This window comes from Streptomyces sp. H39-C1 (genome assembly GCF_027158125.1).
GTDB classification, from domain to species: Bacteria; Actinomycetota; Actinomycetes; order Streptomycetales; family Streptomycetaceae; genus Actinacidiphila; species Actinacidiphila fildesensis.
This window is the reverse complement of the sequence record NZ_JAPVLS010000029.1, coordinates 68,296-89,875: the sequence shown is the minus strand read 5'-3', so window position 1 is coordinate 89,875 and position 21,580 is coordinate 68,296. Positions and strand designations below refer to the sequence as shown.

The 21,580-nt window shown below is 72.2% G+C and carries 21 protein-coding genes; 13 read left to right on the top strand and 8 right to left on the bottom strand.

Annotated features, from left to right (window positions below; all coding sequences use genetic code 11):
* Positions 1–29: 29 nt before the first annotated feature.
* The 11 genes from O3W51_RS20670 to O3W51_RS20620 all read left to right on the top strand — a co-directional run bounded on the left by O3W51_RS20670 (position 30) and on the right by O3W51_RS20620 (position 10,125).
* A complete protein-coding gene (locus O3W51_RS20670; protein WP_198357319.1) occupies positions 30–1,124 on the top strand; it encodes an ROK family transcriptional regulator in 1,095 nt (364 codons plus the stop codon).
* Positions 1,125–1,164: 40 nt separating this feature from the next.
* Positions 1,165–1,911, top strand: coding sequence for a GntR family transcriptional regulator (locus O3W51_RS20665; protein WP_244809194.1), 747 nt, complete (start codon positions 1,165–1,167; stop codon positions 1,909–1,911).
* Positions 1,912–2,049: 138 nt separating this feature from the next.
* The gene (locus tag O3W51_RS20660; RefSeq protein ID WP_198357320.1) at positions 2,050–3,168 is read left to right on the top strand and encodes a TIGR03364 family FAD-dependent oxidoreductase; all 1,119 of its coding nucleotides are present in this window, start codon (positions 2,050–2,052) and stop codon (positions 3,166–3,168) included.
* An 8-nt stretch (positions 3,169–3,176) separates the two neighbouring features.
* Complete coding sequence (locus tag O3W51_RS20655; protein ID WP_244809193.1) at positions 3,177–3,941, top strand: phosphonatase-like hydrolase; 765 nt, start codon at positions 3,177–3,179, stop codon at positions 3,939–3,941.
* Complete coding sequence (locus tag O3W51_RS20650) at positions 3,938–5,086, top strand: ABC transporter ATP-binding protein (RefSeq protein ID WP_269287132.1); 1,149 nt, start codon at positions 3,938–3,940, stop codon at positions 5,084–5,086. Before O3W51_RS20655 ends, O3W51_RS20650 begins: the two co-directional genes overlap by 4 nt.
* Positions 5,083–5,991, top strand: a complete 909-nt coding sequence (locus O3W51_RS20645) for a 2-aminoethylphosphonate ABC transporter permease subunit (protein ID WP_269287131.1) — start codon at positions 5,083–5,085, stop codon at positions 5,989–5,991. The genes O3W51_RS20650 and O3W51_RS20645 overlap by 4 nt, the downstream gene beginning before the upstream one ends.
* On the top strand, positions 5,978–6,775 hold the full coding sequence (locus tag O3W51_RS20640) for an ABC transporter permease (protein WP_164295446.1): 798 nt from the start codon (positions 5,978–5,980) through the stop codon (positions 6,773–6,775). The genes O3W51_RS20645 and O3W51_RS20640 overlap by 14 nt, the downstream gene beginning before the upstream one ends.
* Before the next feature lie 53 nt (positions 6,776–6,828).
* Entirely contained in the window at positions 6,829–7,893 is a 1,065-nt protein-coding gene (locus tag O3W51_RS20635) for a 2-aminoethylphosphonate ABC transporter substrate-binding protein (RefSeq protein WP_269287130.1), read from the top strand.
* Between the two features lie 89 nt (positions 7,894–7,982).
* The gene (locus O3W51_RS20630; protein ID WP_138358361.1) at positions 7,983–8,762 is read left to right on the top strand and encodes an HAD-IIA family hydrolase; all 780 of its coding nucleotides are present in this window, start codon (positions 7,983–7,985) and stop codon (positions 8,760–8,762) included.
* Positions 8,763–8,898: 136 nt separating this feature from the next.
* Positions 8,899–9,468: a hypothetical protein gene (locus tag O3W51_RS20625; RefSeq protein ID WP_138358363.1), complete on the top strand. Its 570-nt coding sequence runs from the start codon at positions 8,899–8,901 to the stop codon at positions 9,466–9,468.
* A gap of 6 nt (positions 9,469–9,474) precedes the next feature.
* Positions 9,475–10,125, top strand: coding sequence for a class F sortase (locus tag O3W51_RS20620; RefSeq protein ID WP_244809192.1), 651 nt, complete (start codon positions 9,475–9,477; stop codon positions 10,123–10,125).
* 69 nt (positions 10,126–10,194) lie between these two features.
* Here the strand turns inward: O3W51_RS20620 and O3W51_RS20615 are convergent, their stop codons facing one another.
* From O3W51_RS20615 to O3W51_RS20595, 5 genes are all read right to left on the bottom strand, one after another.
* On the bottom strand, positions 10,195–10,755 hold the full coding sequence (locus O3W51_RS20615; RefSeq protein ID WP_138358365.1) for a hypothetical protein: 561 nt from the start codon (positions 10,753–10,755) through the stop codon (positions 10,195–10,197).
* A 211-nt stretch (positions 10,756–10,966) separates the two neighbouring features.
* Complete coding sequence (locus O3W51_RS20610; RefSeq protein WP_138358367.1) at positions 10,967–12,091, bottom strand: PP2C family protein-serine/threonine phosphatase; 1,125 nt, start codon at positions 12,089–12,091, stop codon at positions 10,967–10,969.
* A gap of 22 nt (positions 12,092–12,113) precedes the next feature.
* Positions 12,114–12,479: a monovalent cation/H(+) antiporter subunit G gene (mnhG, locus tag O3W51_RS20605; protein WP_138358369.1), complete on the bottom strand. Its 366-nt coding sequence runs from the start codon at positions 12,477–12,479 to the stop codon at positions 12,114–12,116.
* A complete protein-coding gene (locus O3W51_RS20600; RefSeq protein ID WP_244809191.1) occupies positions 12,476–12,745 on the bottom strand; it encodes a monovalent cation/H+ antiporter complex subunit F in 270 nt (89 codons plus the stop codon). The genes mnhG and O3W51_RS20600 overlap by 4 nt, the downstream gene beginning before the upstream one ends.
* A complete protein-coding gene (locus tag O3W51_RS20595; protein WP_244809190.1) occupies positions 12,742–13,263 on the bottom strand; it encodes a Na+/H+ antiporter subunit E in 522 nt (173 codons plus the stop codon). Before O3W51_RS20595 ends, O3W51_RS20600 begins: the two co-directional genes overlap by 4 nt.
* 110 nt (positions 13,264–13,373) lie before the next feature.
* Here O3W51_RS20595 and O3W51_RS20590 point away from each other — a divergent pair, with 110 nt between their 5' ends.
* Entirely contained in the window at positions 13,374–14,831 is a 1,458-nt protein-coding gene (locus O3W51_RS20590; protein ID WP_138358373.1) for a peptidoglycan D,D-transpeptidase FtsI family protein, read from the top strand.
* A 157-nt stretch (positions 14,832–14,988) separates the two neighbouring features.
* Positions 14,989–16,488 carry a M1 family metallopeptidase gene (locus O3W51_RS20585; RefSeq protein ID WP_198357324.1) on the top strand — a complete coding sequence of 500 codons (1,500 nt, stop codon included), beginning with the start codon at positions 14,989–14,991 and terminating at the stop codon, positions 16,486–16,488.
* 20 nt (positions 16,489–16,508) lie between these two features.
* Here the strand turns inward: O3W51_RS20585 and O3W51_RS20580 are convergent, their stop codons facing one another.
* The 3 genes from O3W51_RS20580 to O3W51_RS20570 are packed head-to-tail and all read right to left on the bottom strand — an operon-like array spanning position 16,509 to position 21,480.
* Complete coding sequence (locus O3W51_RS20580; protein WP_269287129.1) at positions 16,509–18,128, bottom strand: Na+/H+ antiporter subunit D; 1,620 nt, start codon at positions 18,126–18,128, stop codon at positions 16,509–16,511.
* Positions 18,125–18,610, bottom strand: coding sequence for a Na(+)/H(+) antiporter subunit C (locus O3W51_RS20575; RefSeq protein WP_138358379.1), 486 nt, complete (start codon positions 18,608–18,610; stop codon positions 18,125–18,127). The genes O3W51_RS20580 and O3W51_RS20575 overlap by 4 nt, the downstream gene beginning before the upstream one ends.
* Positions 18,607–21,480 carry a Na+/H+ antiporter subunit A gene (locus O3W51_RS20570; protein ID WP_198357325.1) on the bottom strand — a complete coding sequence of 958 codons (2,874 nt, stop codon included), beginning with the start codon at positions 21,478–21,480 and terminating at the stop codon, positions 18,607–18,609. Before O3W51_RS20570 ends, O3W51_RS20575 begins: the two co-directional genes overlap by 4 nt.
* Positions 21,481–21,580: the final 100 nt, after the last annotated feature.

Sequence of the window (21,580 nt, the reverse complement as noted above, 5' to 3'; positions counted from 1 at the left end):
AAAGAGCAAGCACCGGGGACAATGGAGGGGTGAACAGGGGAATCTCAGGGGCGAATCTGCCCGCGCTGCGGCACCACAACGCCGCTCTGGTGCTCGATCTGCTGCGCGCCGCCACCCGGCACGGGACCGGCGGCATCAGCCGGCTGGAGCTCGCCGAGCGCACCGGGCTCACCCCGCAGGCGGTCAGCAAGATCACCGCGCGGCTGCGGGCCGAGGGGCTGGCCGAGGAGTCGGGGCGGCAGGCGTCGACCGGCGGCAAGCCGCGGACCGAGCTGCGGCTGGTGCGCCGGGCGCGGTACGCGGCCGGGGTGCATCTGGACCGTGACGAGCTGACCGTCGTCCTCGCCGACCTGTCGGGCGAGCGGATGCGGGCCCGCACCTCCCGGCTCGACTTCGGCCGCCCCGCCGGGGAGGTGCTGGAGGCGGTGGCGCGCGAGGTGCGGGCGCTGGACGCCGGCCCCGCCATCCTCGGCGTCGGCGTCGCGGCTCCCGGGCCGCTCGACCACGCCTCGGGCGTCCTGCACCGTGTCACCGGCTTCCCGGACTGGGACGGCTTCCCGCTGCGCGACGCGCTGGAGCGGCGGCTCGGGCTGCGGGTCGTCGTCGACAAGGACACCAACGCGGCGGCGCTCGCGGTCCTCGGCCAGGACGCGGGGGACGGATCGTTCGCGTATCTGCATCTGGGGACCGGGCTGGGCGCCGGGCTGGTGCTGGACGGCGCCGTCTTCCGCGGCGAGCGCACCGGCGCGGGCGAATTCGGGCACCAGGTCGTGCAGTTGGACGGTCCGGTGTGCGGTTGCGGCAACCGCGGCTGCATCGAGGCGATGTGCCTGGCCGCGGTCGACCGCGGTGACTCGGCGGGCGCCGCGTACCTGCTGGGCGTCGGTGCGGCCAACCTCGTCTCGCTGCTGGACATCGACCGGGTGGTGCTCGGCGGGCGCACCGTACTGGCCGACGAGACGCTGTTCCGGCAGGAGGTCGCGGCGGTGCTGACCGAGCGCACGGCTCGTTCCGCGGGGCGCACGGTGCCGGTCTCGGTGGCCCCCGGCGGGACGCGGGTGGTGGCCGACGGCGCGGCGCTGCTCGTGCTGGCCTCGGTGTTCGGCGGCGCCGCACTCGGCTGACGGGCAGGCGGACCGCCACTGTTCTGCGAGGATCGGTCCCGTGACAGATCCACATGCCCCGATCCGGTCCGGCATTCCCGAGCACGGCCGGGTGCCCAAGTACTACGCTGTGAAGACCCGGCTGGAGGCCGTGCTCGACGAGCTCGGCGAGGGCGGACTGCTGCCGACCGAGCGGGAGTTGGCGGCCACGTTCGAGGTGGCGCGGGAGACCGTGCGGCAGGCGCTGCGCGAGCTGCTGATCCAGGGCCGGGTGCGGCGCAAGGGGCGGGGCACGGTGGTGGCCGGGCCGAAGCTGGAGCAGCCGCTGTCGCTGGCGAGCTACACCGAGGGCGTCCGGCGGCAGGGCCGGGTCCCGAGCCGCCATCTGATCACTCTGGAGCGGTTGGCGGCGGACGCGGTGCTGGCGCGCGAGTTGCAGATCGCGGCCGGTGACGAGGTCTGGCACATGGAGCGGGTGCTGCTCGCCGACGAGGAACGGGTCGGCCTGGAGAGCACCTATCTGTCGGTGGCCCGACTGCCACACCTGGAACGGGACTTCGCCCCCGACTCGTCCTTCTACGTGTATCTGCGCGACAAGGCCGGACTGGAACTGATGTCGGCCGACGAGCGGATCGAGACGGTGCTCGCGACGCCGCGCGAGGCGCTGCTGATCGGTACGCCGCCCGCGCTGCCGATGCTGCTGCTGCACCGGACGAGCCGGGACGGCGGGGGAGTGCCGGTCGAGCGGGTGCGCTCGCTCTACCGCGGCGACCGGTTCAGTTTCACCACGCAGATGTCCAAGAAGTAGCCGGGCCGACGGGAGGCTGTGCGAAGGATTTCGATCACGAAACGGTAACGGGTCTAGTCCAAGCGTTGCTGGGCTGTTCACCATCGGTTCATGCATGAGATACGTACGCTTCCGAAGGCCCGAGCACCTTTGGGCCCCATGAGAGTCCTGATCGTCGGCGCCGGTGCGCTCGGCACGATGCACGCCTGGCAAGCCGTCCACCGCGGCCATGAGGTCGTCCACCTGGAGCGCGAGCGGGAGGCCCGCGGCGCCTCCGTACGCAACTTCGGCCTGGTGTGGGTCGGTGGCCGGTCGGCCGGCGAGGAGCTGGAGACCGCGCTGCGGGCCCGTGAGCTGTGGGAGGACATCGGTGCCCGGGTGCCGGGCACCGGCTTCCGCGCCAACGGCTCGCTCACCGTGGTCCGCACCGCGGCCGAGAAGGCCGTCGTGGACGAGGTCATCGCCCGCCCCGACGCCGCCGAGCGCGGCTTCAAGTGGCTGGACGCCGCGGCCGCCCGGGACCACAACCCGGCGCTGCGCGGCGACATCACCGGGGCGCTGCTGTGCGAGCGGGACGCCGCCGTCGAGTCCCGGGTCGCGCTGCCCGCGCTGCGCGAGTACCTGGCGGCGACCGGCCGGTACACGTTCCTCCCCGGCCGCGAGGTCCGGGAGGTCGGGCCCGGCACGGTCCGCGACGACCACGGCGAGGTGCACCGGGGCGACAGCGTCGTCCTGGCCACCGGGGCCTGGCTGTCCGGGCTGGTGCGCGAGCTCGCCCCCGAACTGCCGGTCCGCCGGGTGCGGTTGCAGATGGCGCAGACCGATCCGCTCGGCGAGCCGCTGACCACCTCGGTCGCCGACGCCGACAGCTTCCGCTACTACCCGGCCTACGAGGGCGACGCGCTCGACGCGCTGCGCGCCGGACAGCCGCAGCCGCCGGTGGCCGCCGCGCACAAGATGCAGCTGCTGATGGTCCAGCGCCTCGACGGCGGACTGACCATCGGCGACACCCACGAGTACGACGAGACGTTCAACTTCGACGTCGTCGAGGACCCGTACGACCACCTGCTGGAGCGGGCCGGGCAGCTGCTCGGCCGGCCGCTGCCGCGCATCAGGCGCCGCTGGGCCGGGGTGTACGCGCAGTGCGTGGACACCGCACATGTGGTGCACCGGCAGGAAGTACTGGACGGAGTGTGGCTGGTCACCGGGCCCGGCGGGCGCGGCATGACCTGTTCCCCGGCGATCGGTGAGACGACCGCCGACGCGCTGGGCTGGTGAGGGAAACGATGACCGACAGGACGGACACCATGACGGACGGCAGCATCAAACTGGTCGTGCTCGACATGGCCGGGACCACGGTCGCCGACGGCGGGCTCGTGGAACAGGCCTTCTCCCGCGCCGCCGAACGGCTCGGGGTGGAGCCGGGCAGCGACGACCACGCGAAGAAGCTCGACTACGTCCGCGCGACGATGGGCGAGTCGAAGATCACCGTCTTCCGCGCGCTCTTCGGCGACGAGGACATCGCCCAGCGCGGCAACGCGGCGTTCGAGAGCGCCTACGCGGAACTCGTCGACGGCGGCCGCTGCGCGCCGCTGCCCGGCGCCGCCGAGACGATCGGGAAGCTGCGGGACGAGGGCCGCACGGTCGTGCTGACCACCGGCTTCTCGCGCGTCACCCAGGACGCGATCCTGGACGCGCTCGGCTGGCAGGACATCGCCGACCTCACCCTGTGCCCGGCCGACGCCGGGCGCGGGCGCCCGTTCCCCGACCTGGTGCTCGCCGCACTGCTGCGCACCGGGGCGGCCGACGACGTACGGGAGATCGCCGTCGCGGGCGACACCTCGTACGACATGCTCTGCGGCCGCCGCTCCGGCGCCTCGGTGGTCGCCGGCGTGCTGACCGGCGCGCACGACGAGGCCGCGCTGCGCGGCGCCGGGGCGACCCATGTCCTGGCCTCCGTCGCGGAACTCCCGCGGACGATCACCGGGTTCACCGGGTTCGCCGCGGCCGACGGGTTCGGCGCGGCCGCCGGGGCGGGGCAGCAGCGATGAGTACGGAGCCGGGCGGGCCCGAGGCGGTCCCGACGTCGCGCGCGGTGCGCAGCGGCATTCGTTTCGACCACGTGAGCGTCACGTACGGGGACCTGACGGTGCTCGACGCGCTCGACCTCACCGTCGAGCCGGGCGAGGTCCTCGCCCTCCTCGGCCCGTCCGGCTCCGGCAAGACCACCGCGCTGCGGGCGGTCGCCGGCTTCGTGCGGCCGTCCGGCGGGCGGGTGCTGATCGGCGGGCAGGACGTCACCGATCTGCCGCCGCACCGGCGCGGCATCGGGATGGTCGTCCAGCAGTACGCCCTCTTCCCGCACCTGCGCGTCGACCAGAACGTCGCGTTCGGCCTCAAGGCGCAGCGCACGCCACGCGCCGCGATACCCGGCCGGGTCGCGGAAGCGCTGGAGATGACGGGGATGGCCGGCTACGCCCGGCGCTATCCGCGCGAACTCTCCGGCGGTCAGCAGCAGCGCGTCGCGATCGCCCGCGCACTGGCCATCCGGCCCGGCGTCCTGCTGCTCGACGAGCCGCTGTCGGCGCTCGACGCGCAGCTGCGCTCGGGCATGCTCGCCGAGCTGGCGCGGCTGCACCGCGAACTGCCCGACGTCTCCATCCTGTACGTCACCCACGACCAGATCGAGGCGCTCACCCTCGCCGACCGGATCGCGGTCATGGACAAGGCGCGGCTGCAGGACTGCGGCACCCCGCAGGACCTCTACCGCCGCCCGCGCACCGAGTTCACCGCCTCCTTCGTCGGCAGCGCGAACCTGCTGCCGGTCCGGGTCGCGGTGGAGGGGGCGCTGCACTTCGGCGACGCGGTGGTGCGCGCCGCCGAGCTCCCGAAGGGCGCGGTCGAGGGTGCCGAGGCCACGATGTGCGTCCGCCCGCACGCCCTGCGGCTGGCCGCAGCGGGAGCGGCCGGCGGCGCGGCCAACTCGCTGCGCGGCACGGTGACGGGCGTGCAGTGGCGCGGTTCGACCCACCGGCTGCTCGTCGACGCCGGCGGCCACGAGATCCGCGCGGACGTCGGCGACCTGCGGCAGCCGCCTGCGGTCGGGGCGACGGTGACGCTCGCCTTCGACCCCGAGGACACGGTGCTCCTGCCGGCCGGTGTCGGCACGGAGCGACCGCTCCTGGAGCGGGTATGAGTACCGGGACCGTGCGGACGCCGGACCTCGCGGCACCCGTGCCCCGTCCGGCACGGACACCGCGCGCGGTGCCCCGCTGGGTCTGGGCGCTGCCGCCCGTGGCCGGGCTGGCGCTGGCGTTCCTGTACCCGCTCGTGCTGGTCGTCCAGCAGTCGTTCACCCCGGACACCGGCGGGCACGATCTGTCCGCGTACCGCGAGGTGTTCGCCTCGACGGGTTTCCGCGAGGCGCTGTGGACGACGGTCTGGATCGCGGTCGGCTCCACCGTGGGCTGCCTGGTGCTGGGCTTCGCGCTGGCCCTCGTGATCGCCTTCGTACCGTTCCCCGGCGGGAAGGCGCTCAGCCGGTTCATCGACATCTTCCTCGCCTTCCCGTCCTTCCTGATCACGCTCGCGCTGCTCTTCGTCTACGGCACGGTCGGCATGGCGAACGGCCTGTGGACGGATGCGACGGGCGCGGCGGGCGGACCCGTCGACTTCCTGCACACGCCCTGGGGCGTGCTGCTCGCGGAGATCACGTACTTCACACCGTTCGTGATGCGGCCGCTGCTCGCCGCCTTCTCGCAGGTGGACACCGCGCAGATCGAGGTCGCGTCCTCGCTGGGCGCGAAGGCGCCGCGGATCGTCCGGCAGGTGATCGTGCCGGAGGCGCTGCCGTCGCTCGCGGCGGGCGGCAGTCTGGTGCTGGTGATGTGCCTGAACGAGTTCGGCATCGTGCTCTTCACCGGTGCGAAGGACGTCACCACGCTGCCGATGCTCGTCTACAGCAAGGCGATCCTGGAGTCGGACTACACCGGCGCCTGTGTCGTCGCGGTCGTGAACATCGCCTTGTCGGTCGCCCTCTACGGGCTGTACCGCGCCGTCGTCGCCCGAACAGCCACCGGAGGCCGTCGTGCTGGTGCATAGCCGCAGTGGCCGCTGGGCCGTGTGGACCGTCTTCTTCGTCCTGTTCCTGCCGCTGTTCGCGCTGCCGTTCGCGGTGATCGCGCTGGCGTCCTTCGCTACGCACTGGAGCGGGGCCTTCCCTTCCGGCGCGACCCTCACCCACTACCAGGACATCACCCGCGGCGAGTCGCTGGACGCGCTCACCACCAGCCTGGTCACCGCGCTGGCCGCGAGCGTGCTGGCCCTGGTGGTCGGCGGCTGGGCGGCGCTGGCCGCCGACGCGCTGCGCGGTCGCGGCCGCAGGCTGCTGGACGCGCTGTTCATGCTGCCGGTGGCGGTGCCGTCGGTGGTGGTCGGGCTGTCCCTGCTGGTGGCGTTCTCGAAGCCGCCGCTGCTGCTCAACGGCACCCGCGGCATCGTTGTCCTGGCCCATACGGTGCTGGTCACGGCCTTCGCGTACCAGTCCGTCGCGGCGGCCGTCGCCCGGCTCGACCCGGCCTACGAGCAGAGCGCCGCGAGCCTGGGCGCCCGCCCCGCGTATGTGCTGTGGCGGGTGAAACTGCCGTTGCTGCTGCCGTCCCTGACCGCGGCGGCCGGCCTCTGCTTCGCCCTGTCCATGGGCGAGTTGAGCGCCACGATGATGCTCTACCCACCCGACTGGCTCCCGCTGCCGGTCAAGATCTTCGGTGCCACCGACCGGGGCTCGCTCTTCTCCGGAGCCGCCCTCGCCGTGGTGCTGATGGTGACGACGCTCGTCGTCCTGCTCGGCGTGAGCCGGATCCGCACCAGGGCCGCCTACCGCTGACGTCCCGCACCACCCCCCGCGATTCCGTTACCCAGCAAGGAGATCGATCTGCCATGCCCGCACACAGTCTCAAGCTGCTCGCCGCCGTCGCCGGCGCCCTGGTCCTCGCCGGTTCGCTCACCGCCTGCGGCGGTTCCTCGGCCGCGAGCGACGCCAAGGAGATCACCGTCTACAGCGCCGACGGCCTCAAGGCCGACGACGGCTCCGGCTTCTACGACAAGGTCTTCAAGGACTTCACCGCGAAGACCGGCATCAAGGTGAAGTACGTCGAGGGCGGCTCCGGCGAGATGGTGCAGCGGCTGGCCCGGGAGAAGTCCAACACCCAGGCTGACGTCGTCGTCACCCTGCCGCCGTTCATCCAGCAGGCCGACAGCAAGGGACTGCTGGACACCTACAAGCCGGCCGGCTCCGACCAGGTCGCCGCCGCCGACAAGGACGCCGGCGGCAAGTGGACCTCGGTCGTCAACAACTACTTCTGCTTCATCTACAACACCAAGGAACTGAAGCAGGCCCCCAAGACCTGGGACGACCTGCTCGGCGCCCAGTACAAGGGCAAGCTGCAGTACTCCACGCCGGGCGTCGCCGGCGACGGCACGGCCGTCGTCATCAAGGCGATCCACGACTTCGGCGGCCTGGAGCCGGCGATGGCGTACCTGAAGAAGCTGCAGACCAACAACGTCGGACCGTCGAAGTCGACGGGCGCGCTCGCGCCCAAGGTCGACAAGGGTGAACTGGTCGTCGCCAACGGCGATGTGCAGATGAACTACGCCGACATGAAGTCCATGCCGAACCAGGGCATCTTCTTCCCCGCCGCGAACGCCACCGGCAAGCCCACCAGCTTCGCGCTCCCGTACGCGGCCGGCCTGGTCAAGGACGCCCCGCACACGGAGAACGGCAAGAAGCTGCTGGACTTCCTGCTCACCCCCGAGGCGCAGCAGGAGGTGTCCTCGGTCGGCGGCGGCTTCCCGGCCCGCACCGATGTGACGGCGACGGACGCGAACGCGGCGAAGCTGAAGGCGATCATGTCCGGCGTCGAGATCTTCACGCCCGACTGGGCCACCGTGAACACCGACCTGGCCTCGTACGTCGACGCCTGGAAGAAGGCGACCGGCAGCTGATCAGCGGATGAGACGGCCGGGGCGTACACGGTGCGCCCCGGCTACGCTGGGCAGCGCAGAGCCGCTCACCAGGACAGGAGAACACGCCCGTGTCGACACGCAAGCCGATCGAATCCTGGCTCACCGACATGGACGGGGTGCTGATCCACGAGGGCACGCCGATCCCCGGCGCCGACGCCTTCATCAAGCGGCTGCGGGAGTCCGGCAAGCCGTTCCTGGTGCTGACGAACAACTCCATCTACACCGCCCGTGACCTGCACGCCAGGCTGTCGCGGATGGGTCTCGACGTACCGGTCGAGAACATCTGGACCTCGGCGCTGGCCACCGCGAAGTTCCTCGACGACCAGCGCCCCGGCGGTACGGCGTACGCGATCGGCGAGGCCGGTCTGACCACCGCGCTGCACGACGTCGGCTACATCCTCACCGACGTCGAGCCCGACTACGTGGTGCTGGGCGAGACCCGCACCTACAGCTTCGAGGCGCTCACCAAGGCGATCCGGCTCATCAACGGCGGTGCGCGCTTCATCTGCACCAACCCGGACGAGACCGGCCCGTCGGCCGAGGGCCCGCTGCCCGCCACCGGCTCGGTGGCCGCGCTGATCACCAAGGCCACCGGCAAGGACCCGTACTTCGTCGGCAAGCCCAACCCGCTGATGATGCGCGCCGGGCTGAACGCGATCGGTGTGCACTCCGAGACCAGCGCGATGATCGGCGACCGGATGGACACCGATGTGCTCGCCGGGCTGGAGTCCGGCATGGAGACCTTCCTGGTGCTGACCGGTCTGACGTCGAAGGCCGACATCGACAAGTACCCGTTCCGGCCGTCGCGGGTCGTGAACTCGATCGCGGACCTCGTCGACGAGATCTGAGCGCTCGCACTGTGTGTGACCGGCACCCCCTGATGGCGTAATCAAACGCCGTCCGGGGTGCGGCGGAACCCTCCTGGATGGATGTTCGAAGCACCGGGTACCGCTGGCCGTACCCGGCCGAGCGGAGGTTCCCCCGATGCTAGATATCCGACGACCGGCTGCTGCCGGTGCGGCCGTACTGTTCCTGCTCAGTGGTGCTGTCCCGGCATTCGCCGACAACGAGAGTTCGGCGTCGGCCTCGGGAACGGTGACTGTCACCCCCGGCAAGACCTGGGCGGGCGCGGTCATCACACTGCACGTGAAGAGCGCCTGCCGGTCGGCGAAGGCCAAGGCCAGCGCCGAGGTCTTCGTGAGCCCGGTGACGCTGGCACCGCCGGTCGACGGCCAGGACGGACTGGTCAGTGACGCGTCCATCCGGTCCGACGCGGTGGCGGGCACCTACTCCGTCTCCGTCGAGTGCGACGGCAACACCCACGCCGCCCAGGGCACCGTGGTCATCATCAACCAGGTCGCGCCCGTCACCCCCGTGAAGCCCGAACCGCTCTGGCCGACGGCCCCGGTTCCGGCGGGCGGCGGTGGAACCGCGCAACTGGCGGCCGGCCCGGCCGAGGCCGGTCCCGGCACCGACTCGGTGCTGGCGGTCGGCGGCGCGGCGGCGGCATCGCTCGCGGCCGTGGCGGTGTACCGCCGACGCCGCCACGGTTAGGCCGCGGTGCCCGACGAGGAACGCACGTCCATCAGCGGCCGCACCTGGGCCGCGGTGGCGATGGGGCTGGTGCTCTTCGCCGCCTGGCTGATGGGCCACCCCGGCGACGGGGTGGACCCGGCCGGCCCCGGCGGACAGCCGGCGGCCGGCTCCGCCGACCGGCCGCCGCAGGTCTACGCCCCGCACCTCCCGCTGGCGGACTCCAAACCGGTGCGGGTGGACATCGCGTCGATCGGGCTGCACGCCGGGATCGTCGAACGGGGCCTGCTGAACGGTGCGGTGGACCCGCCGCCGTACAGCACCCCGGACGTCGCCGGCTGGTTCCGCGGCGGTCCGGCGCCGGGCGCGGCGGGCGCGGCGCTGCTCGTCGGCCATGTCGACACCGAGACCAGGCCCGCGGTCTTCTACGGGCTGAGCACGGTGACGCCGGGCGCGGAGGTGGAGATCCAGCGGGCGGACGGCTCCGTCGCGGAGTTCACCGTCGAAGGCGTCGAGGTCGTCGACAAGGACCACTTCTCCGCGGACCGGGTCTATGGGGCGGGCACCCGGCCGGAGCTGCGGCTGATCACCTGCGGCGGCACGTTCGACCAGGAGAAGCGCGCGTACTCGGCGAACGTGGTCGTCTTCGCGGCGCTGACCGGATCACATCAGGACTGACCGCCGCCGCACGTTTTTTGGCGCCCGGCCGGCGACCCGCTCCCCCCGGAGCCGCCGGCCGGGCGCACCTCACCCTCGGGCGCCTGGACTGCGGGAGTGGTCCGGCGCGGCCGGGGGAGGCTGGGGGAGCCCTGGGGCGGAGTCGTCGGCGGCATCGGCCGCGGCGGCGGGAAGCAGGGCACGGAAGCGGATCAGGACCGCTCCGTCGGTGGCGTGGTGCACCTGCACACCGTCGATCCGCGCCCCGTTCTCGGTGGGGTGGGCGAGTTGCTGGCACAGGGCGGTCGCGGCGTACGAATGCGGTGGGTCGGGCGGGACCGTGAGCGGTTTGTCGTAGCCGTAATCGGTCACCGAGACCGTGCACCGCGCCCCGTCCACGCCCAGGGTCACGCGGTACCGGTGCGCGAGCCCGTGGTCGACGACATAACCGCACGCCAAGGTGATCGCGGCGGCCAGTTGCGCGCTGACCTGCCCGTACGGCCCCAGGGTGTCGAGCGCGGCGCACGTCATCCTGGCGGCCAGCTCATCGCTCCCCGGGGTGCGGTGCAGCGAGAACGTCCAGGAGACATCGAGGGTCGATCGCCGCGGGTCGGAGAGGGGGAGTCGCGAGATCGCCGCAAGCTTCGCCATGACGCCGGTCCACGTCCTGCAGAGTTGGAGGCACTTGAGCCCAGCCGGGCTCCGCCTGGAGCGGGGCCGGGGTCCAGGGCCACGTAGTAACCCTAGAACAGGCGAACGCCTTGCCGCTAGGGCCACTTGACGACACGTCATGGAGTGGGTACTCAGTGCGATGCTTCCAGCCACGCGAGGGGGAGGCGCCGGCGGTGTCCCCGGTAGCGCCTCAGAGCGGCTGCGTCGGGGGCCGGGCGGGCGCGAGCAGCAGGAGGACCACGTCGTCGCCGAGGGAGCCGCCCGCGTGCCGCAGCAGGTCGGCGTAGACGCGCTCGACGGCCGCCTCCAGGTTCTGGGCCAGACCCGCCACCAGTGACCCGACCCGTTCGGCGAGGGGGTAGAAGGAGCCGTCCACCGGGCTGCGGGCCTCGATCACCCCGTCCGTGCAGAGCACGAGCACGTCCTCGCCGCCGAGCGGTGCCCGCCAGGGCACGGCTGCGCCTTTGACCAGCCGGCCCAGGCCCAGCGGCACCCAGGGGTCCGGCGGGTTCAGCGTCGTCACCGTTCCGTCCGGGGAGATGCGCAGCGGTGCCACATGGCCGTAGTGCAGGAACTCGACGGAGCCGGGGCCGTCGAACTCGGCGAAGAGGGCGGTGGCGAACTCGCCGGAGACGACATGGCGCTGCACGCTCGCCTCGACGCGCTGCGCGACGCGGGTCAGTCCACCCTCGTCGTAGGCGGCCTCGCGGAAGGCGCCGAGCACGACCGCCGAGGTCTGGACGGCGTCCAGACCCTTGCCGCGGACGTCGCCGATGAGCGCGCGCACGCCGTGCGGGGTGTCCAGGACGGAGTACAGGTCGCCGCCGATCTGGGCCGCGTCCGCCGCCGAGACGTACCGGACGGCGAGCCGGACGTCACCGACCCGGTCCCCGGGGGGCCGCAGCAGGGCGCGCTGGGCGGCCTCGGCGACCGAGGTGATCGCGGTGAAGGCCCGCTGGCCGGTCTCGCGCCGCCAGGCGATGTAGGCGCTGAACAGGCTGACCACCACATAGGTGGCGAGCTGGCCGGTGAGCAGCACCCAGTCGCGGCCCTGGACGACTCCGTTGTACGGCGCGAGCGCCGTCTGCGCGGCGAGGCCGAGGACGGCGATGAGCAGGGTGCGCCGCCAGGTCGTCGTGATGGAGGCCAGCGCCGGGGCCACCACCATTCCGGGCCCGATGTAGTGGTCCCGGCCGGCCGCCAGGTCCGCCGCCGAGACGACCGCGATGGCCAGCAGGGGCAGCCCCATGCCCTGGCGGGCGAGGACGGCGGATTCCAGGGACCGCAGTGCTCCGACGATCCGAGCATTTGTCACATATCGAACTTACCGGTTGGACTCAGTCGGGGCCGGGTCGGGTCAGATGGTCGTCCAGCTCGTCGAGGACCAGCTGATCGCCGCGCACCTGACCGGTGCGGTACGCGGCCCGCCCCACCATGTGCGCCGCCACCGGGACGGTCATCAGCTGAAACGCCCCGATCAGCACCAGGGTGCCCACGTCCACCCAGGACCGCAGCCGCAGGGCCACCCCCACCAGCACCAGCAGCAGACCCAGGACCTGCGGCTTGGTCGCCGCGTGCATCCGGGTGAGGGTGTCGGGCAGCCGCAGCAGTCCGACCCCGGCCACGAAGCAGAGCGCGGCGCCGAGCAGCAGGAAGACCGCGGCGGTCCAGTCGCACACGGAACCCCAGTCCAGGACGGTCATGACGAGTCCTTGTCCCGGAGAGCGATGAAGCGGGCGATCGCGACCGAGCCGGTGAAGCCGAGGAAGGCCAGCACCAGCAGGACCGGGAGCGCGTACGGGGTGCGGTCGGCCGCCGCCTGCGCGCCGAGGCCGGCGACGACCACGGCCAGCAGCGCGTCCACCGCCACCGCCCGGTCGAGCATCGACGGACCGCGCACCAGCCGGACGAAGACCATCACACCGGCCGCGATCAGCAGCCCCAGGACGGCAGCGGTGACCCATCTCACGACGTGCCCCCCGCATCGAGCGACGCGATCTCCGCGCGGGTGCCGAAGGCGCGCACCACCAGCGTCTCCAGCCGGCGTACCCCGTCCCTGGCCTCCTCGATGTCCGAGCCCATGACGTGCACGAACAGCGTCGCGGTGGACCGCTGGACCTCCAGCACGGCGCTGCCCGGCACCGCCGAGACGGCGATCGCGGTGGCCGCCAGCATCAGGTCGCCCGAGCAGCGCAGCCGGACCGCCAGCACCGCGCAGGGCAGCGGGGCGGGGGTCAGGGTCTGCCAGGCCGTGCGCAGCCCCGAGACGGTCAGATCGACGAGGAAGAGCGCGGCGAACCGCACTAGGCCGACCGGGTGAATCCGCAGCCCCAGGTTGAGCGGCGGCAGCGGGAAGACCAGGCACAGCACGACCGCCACGACCAGGCCGGTGACGACGTTCGCGGCGGTGAGGCTGCCCCACAGCAGCACCCAGACGACGACGAGCCAGCCGACCAGCGGCCACTCGATCCCTCGCAGGGTGCGCACGGTCGAGATCCTCACAGAGCGGGGCCGTTCCGTGCGGGAGCCGCGACCTGTGAGGAACCTGTGCTCACCCGCCGGAACCAACGAATCCCCCTGGAACGTTCTTGCAAGGGATGAACAAGACCATCAGGCGTGCGTCGGTCTTCAGCCTCCTGCTCGTCCTCGCGGTCATGGTGCGGGTGACGTGGATGCAGGCGGTGGACGGCCGGGCGCTCGCGGACGACAAGCACAACCGGCGGAACATCATCGCGCAGTACGCGAACCCGCTCGGCGACATCGTCGTGGGCGGAAAGCCGGTGACCGGTTCCACCACCACCAGCGGCGGCGACCTGCGCTACAAGCGCACGTACACCGGCGGCGGGCTGTACTCGGCGGTCACCGGCTACAGCTCGCAGGTCTACGGCGCCACCCAGCTCGAAGGCATCTACCGCGGCATCCTGGGCGGCACCGACCCGCGGCTGAAGAGCCTGCCCGACTCGCTCACCGGCAAGGCCACCGAGCCGGGCGATGTGATCACCACCATCGACCCCGCCGTGCAGCAGGCCGCCTTCAAGGGGCTCGGCGACAAGAAGGGCGCGGCCGTCGCCATCGACCCGGCGACCGGCCGGATCCTCGGCATGGTCAGCACCCCCAGCTACGACCCGTCGAAGATCTCGGGCGGTTCGAAGGCCGACGGCGCGGCGTGGAGCGCCCTGCAGGCCGACAAGGACCAGCCCATGCTCAACCGGGCGCTGCGCGCCGCGTACCCGCCGGGGTCGACGTTCAAGCTCGTCGTCGCCGCGGCGGCCCTGGAGAACGGGCTGTACTCGTCGATCGACGAGAAGACCGCCAGCCCGAACCCGTACCCGCTGCCCGGCACCTCGCGGGTGCTGGTCAACGAGTCGGCGTCCGCGCCCTGCGAGAACGCGAGCATCAACACCGCGCTCCAGTACAGCTGCAACAACGTCTTCGGCAAGATGGCCGTCGACCTCGGCCAGGACAAGGTGCGCGCCGCCGCCGAGAAGTTCGGCTTCAACACCGACAGCCTCGACATCCCGGTGCGCGCGGCCAAGAGCGTCTACCCGAAGGGCATGGACAAGGCGCAGACCGCCCTGTCCGGCATCGGGCAGTTCGACGACACCGCGACCCCGCTGCAGATGGCGATGGTCGTCGCGGCCCTCGCCAACGGCGGCGAGCTGGCGAGCCCGCACATGGTCTCGCAGGTCACCGACGGCAACGGCACCGTGCTGCAGTCCTACCCGGACGGCGAGAGCACCCGCGCGGTCAGCGCGGACACCGCGGCGAAGCTGCGCAAGGCGATGGTCAACGTCGTCGACAACGGCACCGGCAGCAACGCGAAGATCAGCGGTGTCGAGGTCGGCGGCAAGACCGGCACCGCCCAGCACGGCGAGAACAACAGCGGGACGCCGTACGCCTGGTTCGTCTCCTACGCCGACGACGGCAAGGGCCACCAGGTCGCGGTCGCCGTGGTCGTCGAGCAGTCGGACGCGGCCCGCTCGGAGGTCAGCGGGAACGGGCTGGCGGCGCCGATCGCGCGGGCGATGATGAAGGCGGCATTGAAGACAGGTTGAGCCGGGGTCACGGCGGGCGGGCGCCGCACGGTGTTTTGAGACGTTGTGTTGCGCACGGTGAAGGTCTTGAGACAGCAGTGGGTGAAGGGGTAGCTGGGACACACAGCTGGTTCCTAGGGTCGGGGTGTCCGAACTCACCCCGCGCTGGAGGACCCCTGTGCGTAAGAGAGCGATCGTTTCCGCCGTGAGCGCCGCCGGCCTGTTGCTGGCGATCCCGGCATCCGCCGCCGACGCCGGACCGGGCGCGCCCGGCATCGGCGACCCGTACTACCCGACGTACGGGAACGGGGGTTATGACGTCTCCCACTACGACCTGCGGCTGAAGTACCAGCCCGCGACCGACGAGCTGGAGGGCACCGCGACCCTGCTGGCCACCGCCACCCAGGGACTGACCCGCTTCAACCTCGACTTCGCGCTGGACGTCAGCGAGGTCCGGGTCAACGGCCGGGTCGCGAAGTTCGCCACCAGCGGTGAGCAGGAGCTGGAGATCACCCCGGCCACCCCGCTCGCCAAGGGCCAGCAGGCCACCGTCGTCGTCCGCTACTCCGGGGTCCCGGGCAAGGTGAAGCGCTACGGCTTCACGTCCTGGCAGCGCACCCCCGACGGCGGCGTCGCCGCCAACGAGCCGGAATCCGCCTGGTGGTGGTTCCCCAGCAACGACCACCCGCTGGACAAGGCCACCTACGACGTCTCGGTGCTCGTCCCCGACGGCTCGGCCGCGATCAGCAACGGTGTGCTGGTCTCGCAGAGTTCGAAGCTCGGCTGGACGCGCTACAACTGGCGGCAGAACAAGCCGCAGGCCACGTACCTGGCCACCCTCGCGGTCGGGAAGTTCGACATCACGCGGAACACCACCGCCAACGGCCTGCCCGTCATCAACGCCTACAGCAAGGACCTGGGCGACAACGACGGCGCCGCCCGCGCCAGCATCGAGCGCACCGGCGAGATCATCGACTGGGAGAGCACCTACTTCGGCCCGTACCCGTTCAGCGCCGCCGGCGGCTACGCCCCCAACGTGCCCACCCACTACGCCGTGGAGACGCAGGGCCGGGTCTTCTACAGCCCCGCGCAGTTCGCCGGCGGGGCGAACCCCTCGGTCGTCGTCCACGAGCTGGCGCACCAGTGGTGGGGCGACAGCGTCTCGCTCTCCCGCTGGTCGGACATCTGGCTCAACGAGGGCTTCGCCAGCTACGCCCAGTGGCTGTGGTCCGAGCACGAGGGTGAGGGCACCGCGCAGGAACTCGCCGACTGGGTCTACAGCCAGCACCCGGCCGACGACCCGTTCTGGACCGTCAAGCCCGGCGACCCCGGCGCGGCGAACCAGTTCGACGGCGCCGTCTACGACCGGGGCGCCGTCGCGATCCAGGTGCTGCGCAACAAGATCGGCGACAAGGCGTTCTTCGCCCTGCTGAAGGCCTGGCCCGCCCAGCACCAGTACGGCAACGGCTCCATCGCCGAGTTCCAGAAGCTCGCCGAGAAGATCTCCGGGAAGAAGCTCGGCCCGCTCTTCGAGACCTGGCTCTTCACCGCGGCCAAGCCCGCGGCGCCGCCGGCCGCCCCGAAGGCCGGCGCGCTCCGCGCCGCCCCGGCCGCACCGCAGGCGGAGCCGAAGTCCTGGAAGCAGATCGCGGCGACGCACACGGTTCACGACCGCTGACCCGACGAGCGGTCCCTGCGTCAGTGCGCCAGAACCGCCTGGACGTAGGGCGTTCGTGACAGGAGCTCGCCGGCCGCCCGGTCGGCGAGCCTCGTCAGCGGTCCGGCCAGCACGGTGTAGGCCAGCCCGAGGGCGACCAGGGCCATGGTGGCGGCGAGCATCGTGCGGGGGAGTGCGGCGGTGGTGGTGATCGAACGGCCGCTGAGGGACGCCGACTCGGGGCGCCCGGCGGGCATCAGGGTCTCCTCGTCGGAGTCGTCCTGATCGGCGTCGTCGTCCGTCTCCAGCACGGTGCCGTCGGCACACAGGTCGGGCGGCGCGGCCCGCCAGAAGGCCAGGTTCCAGACCTTGATCAGCGCGTAGAGCGTCAGCAGGCTGGTCACGACACCACCGCCGACCAGCACGTACGCCCAGGCGCCGCCGTCGGCGACGCCCGCGCGCAGCAGCCCGAGCTTGCCGAGGAACCCCGACAGCGGCGGGATCCCGGCGAGGTTCATCGCGGGCACGAAGAAGACGGCGGCGAGCAGCGGGGAGATCCTGGCGAGCCCGCCGAGCCGCTGCAGGTCGGTGGTGCCGCCCCGGCGTTCCACCAGCCCCGTGACCAGGAAGAGCGTGGTCTGCACGGTGATGTGGTGGGCGACGTAGAAGACCGCGCCCGCGACACCACCACGGGAGGCCAGCGCGATGCCGAAGACCATGTACCCGATATGGCTGACGAGGGTGAAGGACAGCAACCGTTTGAGGTCGGTCTGCGCGACCGCGCCCAGGATCCCGACGACCATCGACAGCAGGGCGATCAGCATCAGCGGCTCGGCGAGCCGGGTGCCGGGGAAGAGCAGCGTCTGGGTGCGCAGTATCGAGTACACGCCGACCTTGGTGAGCAGCCCGGCGAAGACGGCGGTGACGGGCGCCGGCGCGGTCGGGTAGGAGTCGGGGAGCCAGGCGGCGAGCGGGAAGACGGCCGCCTTGATCCCGAAGACGGTGAGCAGGGCGAGTTGCAGCACCAGCCGGATCCCGGCGGGCAGATCGGCCAGCCGCACGGAGAGCTCCGCGAGGTTCATGGTGCCGGTGGCCGCGTAGACCATGCCGATCGCCACCAGGAAGAGCACCGAGGACAGCAGCGACACCACGATGTACGTGGCTCCGGCCCGGATCCTGGCCGCCGTGCCGCCGAGCGTCAGCAGGACATAGCTGGCGGTCAGCATGATCTCGAAGCCGACGTAGAGGTTGAACAGGTCGCCGGACAGGAACGTGTCGGAGACCCCGGCGACGAGGATCAGATACGCGGGGTGGAAGACCGACAGCGGAGTCGCCTCGTCGCGGTCGGCCATGCCCTGGCCGATGGAGTACACCAGCACGCACAGCGTCACCGCGGACGAGACGACCAGCATCAGCGCCGACAGCCGGTCGGCGACCAGCGCGATGCCGATCGGGACCGGCCAGCCGCCCGCGTGCATCACCTGCGGGCCGTCCCGGTCGGCCGCCACCAACAGGGTGACGGAGGCGGCCAGCACGACGCTGAGGACGGCAGCGCTGATGAACCGCTGGATCCGGGGGAGTCGCAGTCCGACGGCGAGTTTGAGGCCCGCGGCGAAGAGCGGGAGGACGACGGGCAGCGGCAGCAGTGCGGTCGCGTTCATCGGTCGGCCCCCAGCACGTTGTCCCACAGTTCGTCGTCGAGGTCCTCGGAGTCCTCGGCACGCGCCTGCCGGGCCCGGTCCGCGCGGATCACCGTCCTCAACTCGGCGCGCGTCCCCTCGTGTTCGGCCCGCAGCGCGACCCGGATGTCCTCGACGTCGTCCTGTACGTCGTCGCTGCCGGTCAACTGCCAGCTGCGGTACGCCATCGCGAGCAGGAACGCGGTCAGCGCCAGGGTGATCACGATCGCGGTCAGCGCCATCGCCTGCGGGAACGGGTCGGAGACCGCCGCCGGATCGGTGCCGGGGGACAGCAGCGGCGCCTTCCCGGAACGGCCCGAGGTGGCCAGCACCAGCAGGTTCACCCCGTTGCCGAGCAGGACGGCGCCGAGCAGGATGCGGGTCAGCGGGCGGGCGAGCAGCAGCACCGTCCCGCAGGCGAACAGCACCCCGCCGGCGGCGATCAGGGCGACGGTGGCGTTCATGCCTTCCTCCGGGCTTCTTCGCGCTCGATCTGCTGGTCGATCTTCGCGCCGAGGCTCCGCAGCACATCGAGGACGACCCCGAGGACCAGGAGGTACACACCGAAGTCGAACAGCACGGAGCTGGGGACGTGCACCTCGCCGAAGAGCGGCAGCCGGGTGTGGAACACCGCGCTGTCCAGGACGTCCGAGCCGAGCACCAGCCCGCCGAGACCCGTACCGACGGAGATCATCAGGCCGGTGCCGAGCAGGAATCCGGCGTCGACGGGGGCCGCCTCGGCCAACTCGTAGCGCCCGCCCGCCAGATACCGCACGACCAGCGCCAGCCCCGCGACCAGCCCGGCCGTGAAGCCGCCGCCCGGCAGGTTCTCCGCGCAGAACAGCAGATACAGCGAGAGCACGAGGATGGGGTGGAAGACCAGCCGCGCGACCACCTCGAAGACCACCGAGCGCCGGTCGGGGTCGAGGGTGTCGCCCGCCGCCAGCCAGGTGCGTTCCGGGGCCGCGCGCGGCCCGGCGCGCACCTCCGACGCCCACACGCCCGCGGTGCTGCCGTCCTCCTGCGCGCGCGGCAGCGCGCCGGCCCGGCGGCGCAGATAGACCAGGCTCGTCACGCCGACGGCCGCGACCGCCAGCACCGCCGACTCGCCCATCGTGTCCCAGGCCCGCAGGTCGACGAGGATCGTCGCGACCACGTTCTTCAGCCCGTCGTGCGCGGTCTCGGCCACCATGGCGGCGCCCGCGGCCGGATGCCGGCGGGCCGCCACCGCCAGATACGTCAGACCTGCCGCCAGCGTCCCGGTGGTGACGCCGAGCGCGGCGTGCAGGGCACGGCGCCAGGCCGTCGCCGTCGGCGGGAAGCGGTGCGGGAGGCGGCGCAGCACCAGGACGAACACGACGATGCTGGTCGTCTCCACCGTGAACTGCGTCAGCGCGAGGTCCGGCGCCCCCTGCAGCACGAACAGCACGCCGGTGCCGTACCCGGTCGTGCCGGCCAGCACCACGGCTTTCATCCGCTGCCGGGTCGGCAGGCACAGCACGCCCGCCGCCGCCACGGCCGCCGCCACCGCGATCTGCCCCGCGTCGTCCCACAGGTGCGGCGAGCCGCCCCAGGCCCACGGCCGGTCGGTGAACAGCGCCGCCGCCTCGGCGCCGGAGAAGACCAGCAGCGCCGTGCCGAGATAGACCGGCAGCGAACCGCGCTGGATGCTGCCGGTCAGCTGCAGCGCGAAGCGCTCCGTCTGCCACAGGATCTGGGCGAACGCCGCCTCGGCGCTCGGCAGCGCCAGCCGCTTGCCCCAGCGCACCAGGTGGTTCCGTACGACGAACAGCGCCGCACCGGCCGCCCACGCGATCTCCGACAGGATGAGCGGGAGGCCGGTGCCGTGCCACAGAGCCAGGTGGTACGCGGTTCCCCGGGACGGGAACGCGGCCGCGTAACGCTCCATCAGCGGCGCCAGCAGGCCCACCCCCGGGCCCAGCACCAGGCCCGCCAGCGCCAGCAGCGCCGTCGGAGCCCACAGGGCCGCCTTCGTCCGCCCGCCGTGCGCGGTCGCCCGCGGCAGGTCGGGCGACGTGGCCGGGCCGAACGCGCCGTACAGGAAGCGCAGGGTGTACGCCGTGGTCAGGGCCGATCCGGCGACGGTGGCGTACAGGGTGAGGCGGTCGGCGGTGCCGCCGGCCCAGAGCGCCGCGAACGAGGCCTCCTTGGCGGCGAAGCCGAGGAAGGGCGGCAGGCCCGCCATGGAGGCACCGGCGAGACAGGCGGTGCCGCAGACCACCGGCATCGCGCGCGCCAGACCGGCGAGCCGGCGGATGTCCCGGCTCCCGGTGGCATGGTCGACGATGCCGACCACGAGGAACAGCGGCGCCTTGAACAGCGCGTGCGTCAGCAGCATGGTGGCGCCGGCCAGCGCGGTGTACCGGGACCCGGCCCCCACCAGCGCGGTGAGGAAGCCGAGTTGGCTCACCGTCCCGTAGGCGAGGATCCGCTTCAGGTCGGTCTCGCGCAGCGCCCGCCACCCGCCGAGCAGCATCGTGGCGGCACCGAGCGTCAGCGTCACACCCCGCCAGGGCGCGACCGCGGCGAAGGCGGGGGAGAACCGGGCGACGAGATAGATGCCGCCCTTCACCATGGCCGCCGCGTGCAGATAGGCGCTGACCGGCGTCGGCGCCGCCATGGCACCGGGCAGCCACAGACTGAACGGCCAGATCGCGGACTTCGACAGCGCCCCCGCGAGCACCAGCAACAGCGCGACCGGCACCGCCGTACCGCCCGATGGCGGCGGATGCGCGACGAGGACGGAGATCCGGTACGTATCCGCCGCCTGACCGAGCATCAACAGCCCGACCAGCATGGCCAGGCCGCCGACCGTGGTGACGAGCAGCGCCTGCAGCGCGGAGCGCCGGTTGGCCTTCTTCACCGACAGATGGCCGATGAGCAGGAACGAGAAGACGGTGGTCAGTTCCCAGAAGACGTACAGCAGGATCAGGTCGTCGGCGAGGACGAGCCCCAGCATCGCCCCGGCGAACGCGGTCAGGGTGCCCGCGAAGTTCGCCAGTCCCGGCTCGTCGTCGCCGAAGTAGCCGGTGCAGTAGACGAGTACGAGCGCGCCGACGCCACCGGCCAGCACGGTCAGCAGCAGCCCGAGGGCGTCGAGCCGCAGCGCGATGCTCAGATCGAGGGCGGGCGCCCACCGCCACTGCTCGGTGCGCACCGCGCCGTCGGCGACGGCAGCCCACTGGGTGAACGCCCACACCGTCGTGGCGGCCGGTGCCAGCGCGAGGACGAGGAAGGCTCGCCGGCCGAGCCACCGCACCAGAGGGGTGGCGCAGGCGGCGAGCACGAAGTGGGCGGCGATCAGGGCGAGCACGCGGCGAACACTTCCGCCGCCCGGGCGGCACGGGGGACCGGCGCGCCCGGCGTACGCCAGGATCACCCATTGGGCGGGGTACCGCCCGTGCCCGGATCCG

Coding starts and splice junctions, on each gene's coding strand:
- O3W51_RS20660 (WP_198357320.1), top strand. CDS start 2,050: ATGAGAGTCCTGATCGTCGGCGCCGGTGCGCTCGGCACGATGCACGCC.
- O3W51_RS20580 (WP_269287129.1), bottom strand. CDS start 18,128: ATGAACGCGACCGCACTGCTGCCGCTGCCCGTCGTCCTCCCGCTCTTC.
- O3W51_RS20655 (WP_244809193.1), top strand. CDS start 3,177: ATGACCGACAGGACGGACACCATGACGGACGGCAGCATCAAACTGGTC.
- O3W51_RS20625 (WP_138358363.1), top strand. CDS start 8,899: ATGCTAGATATCCGACGACCGGCTGCTGCCGGTGCGGCCGTACTGTTC.
- O3W51_RS20575 (WP_138358379.1), bottom strand. CDS start 18,610: ATGAACGCCACCGTCGCCCTGATCGCCGCCGGCGGGGTGCTGTTCGCC.
- O3W51_RS20635 (WP_269287130.1), top strand. CDS start 6,829: ATGCCCGCACACAGTCTCAAGCTGCTCGCCGCCGTCGCCGGCGCCCTG.
- O3W51_RS20650 (WP_269287132.1), top strand. CDS start 3,938: ATGAGTACGGAGCCGGGCGGGCCCGAGGCGGTCCCGACGTCGCGCGCG.
- O3W51_RS20615 (WP_138358365.1), bottom strand. CDS start 10,755: ATGGCGAAGCTTGCGGCGATCTCGCGACTCCCCCTCTCCGACCCGCGG.
- O3W51_RS20590 (WP_138358373.1), top strand. CDS start 13,374: ATGAACAAGACCATCAGGCGTGCGTCGGTCTTCAGCCTCCTGCTCGTC.
- O3W51_RS20645 (WP_269287131.1), top strand. CDS start 5,083: ATGAGTACCGGGACCGTGCGGACGCCGGACCTCGCGGCACCCGTGCCC.
- mnhG (WP_138358369.1), bottom strand. CDS start 12,479: ATGACCGTCCTGGACTGGGGTTCCGTGTGCGACTGGACCGCCGCGGTC.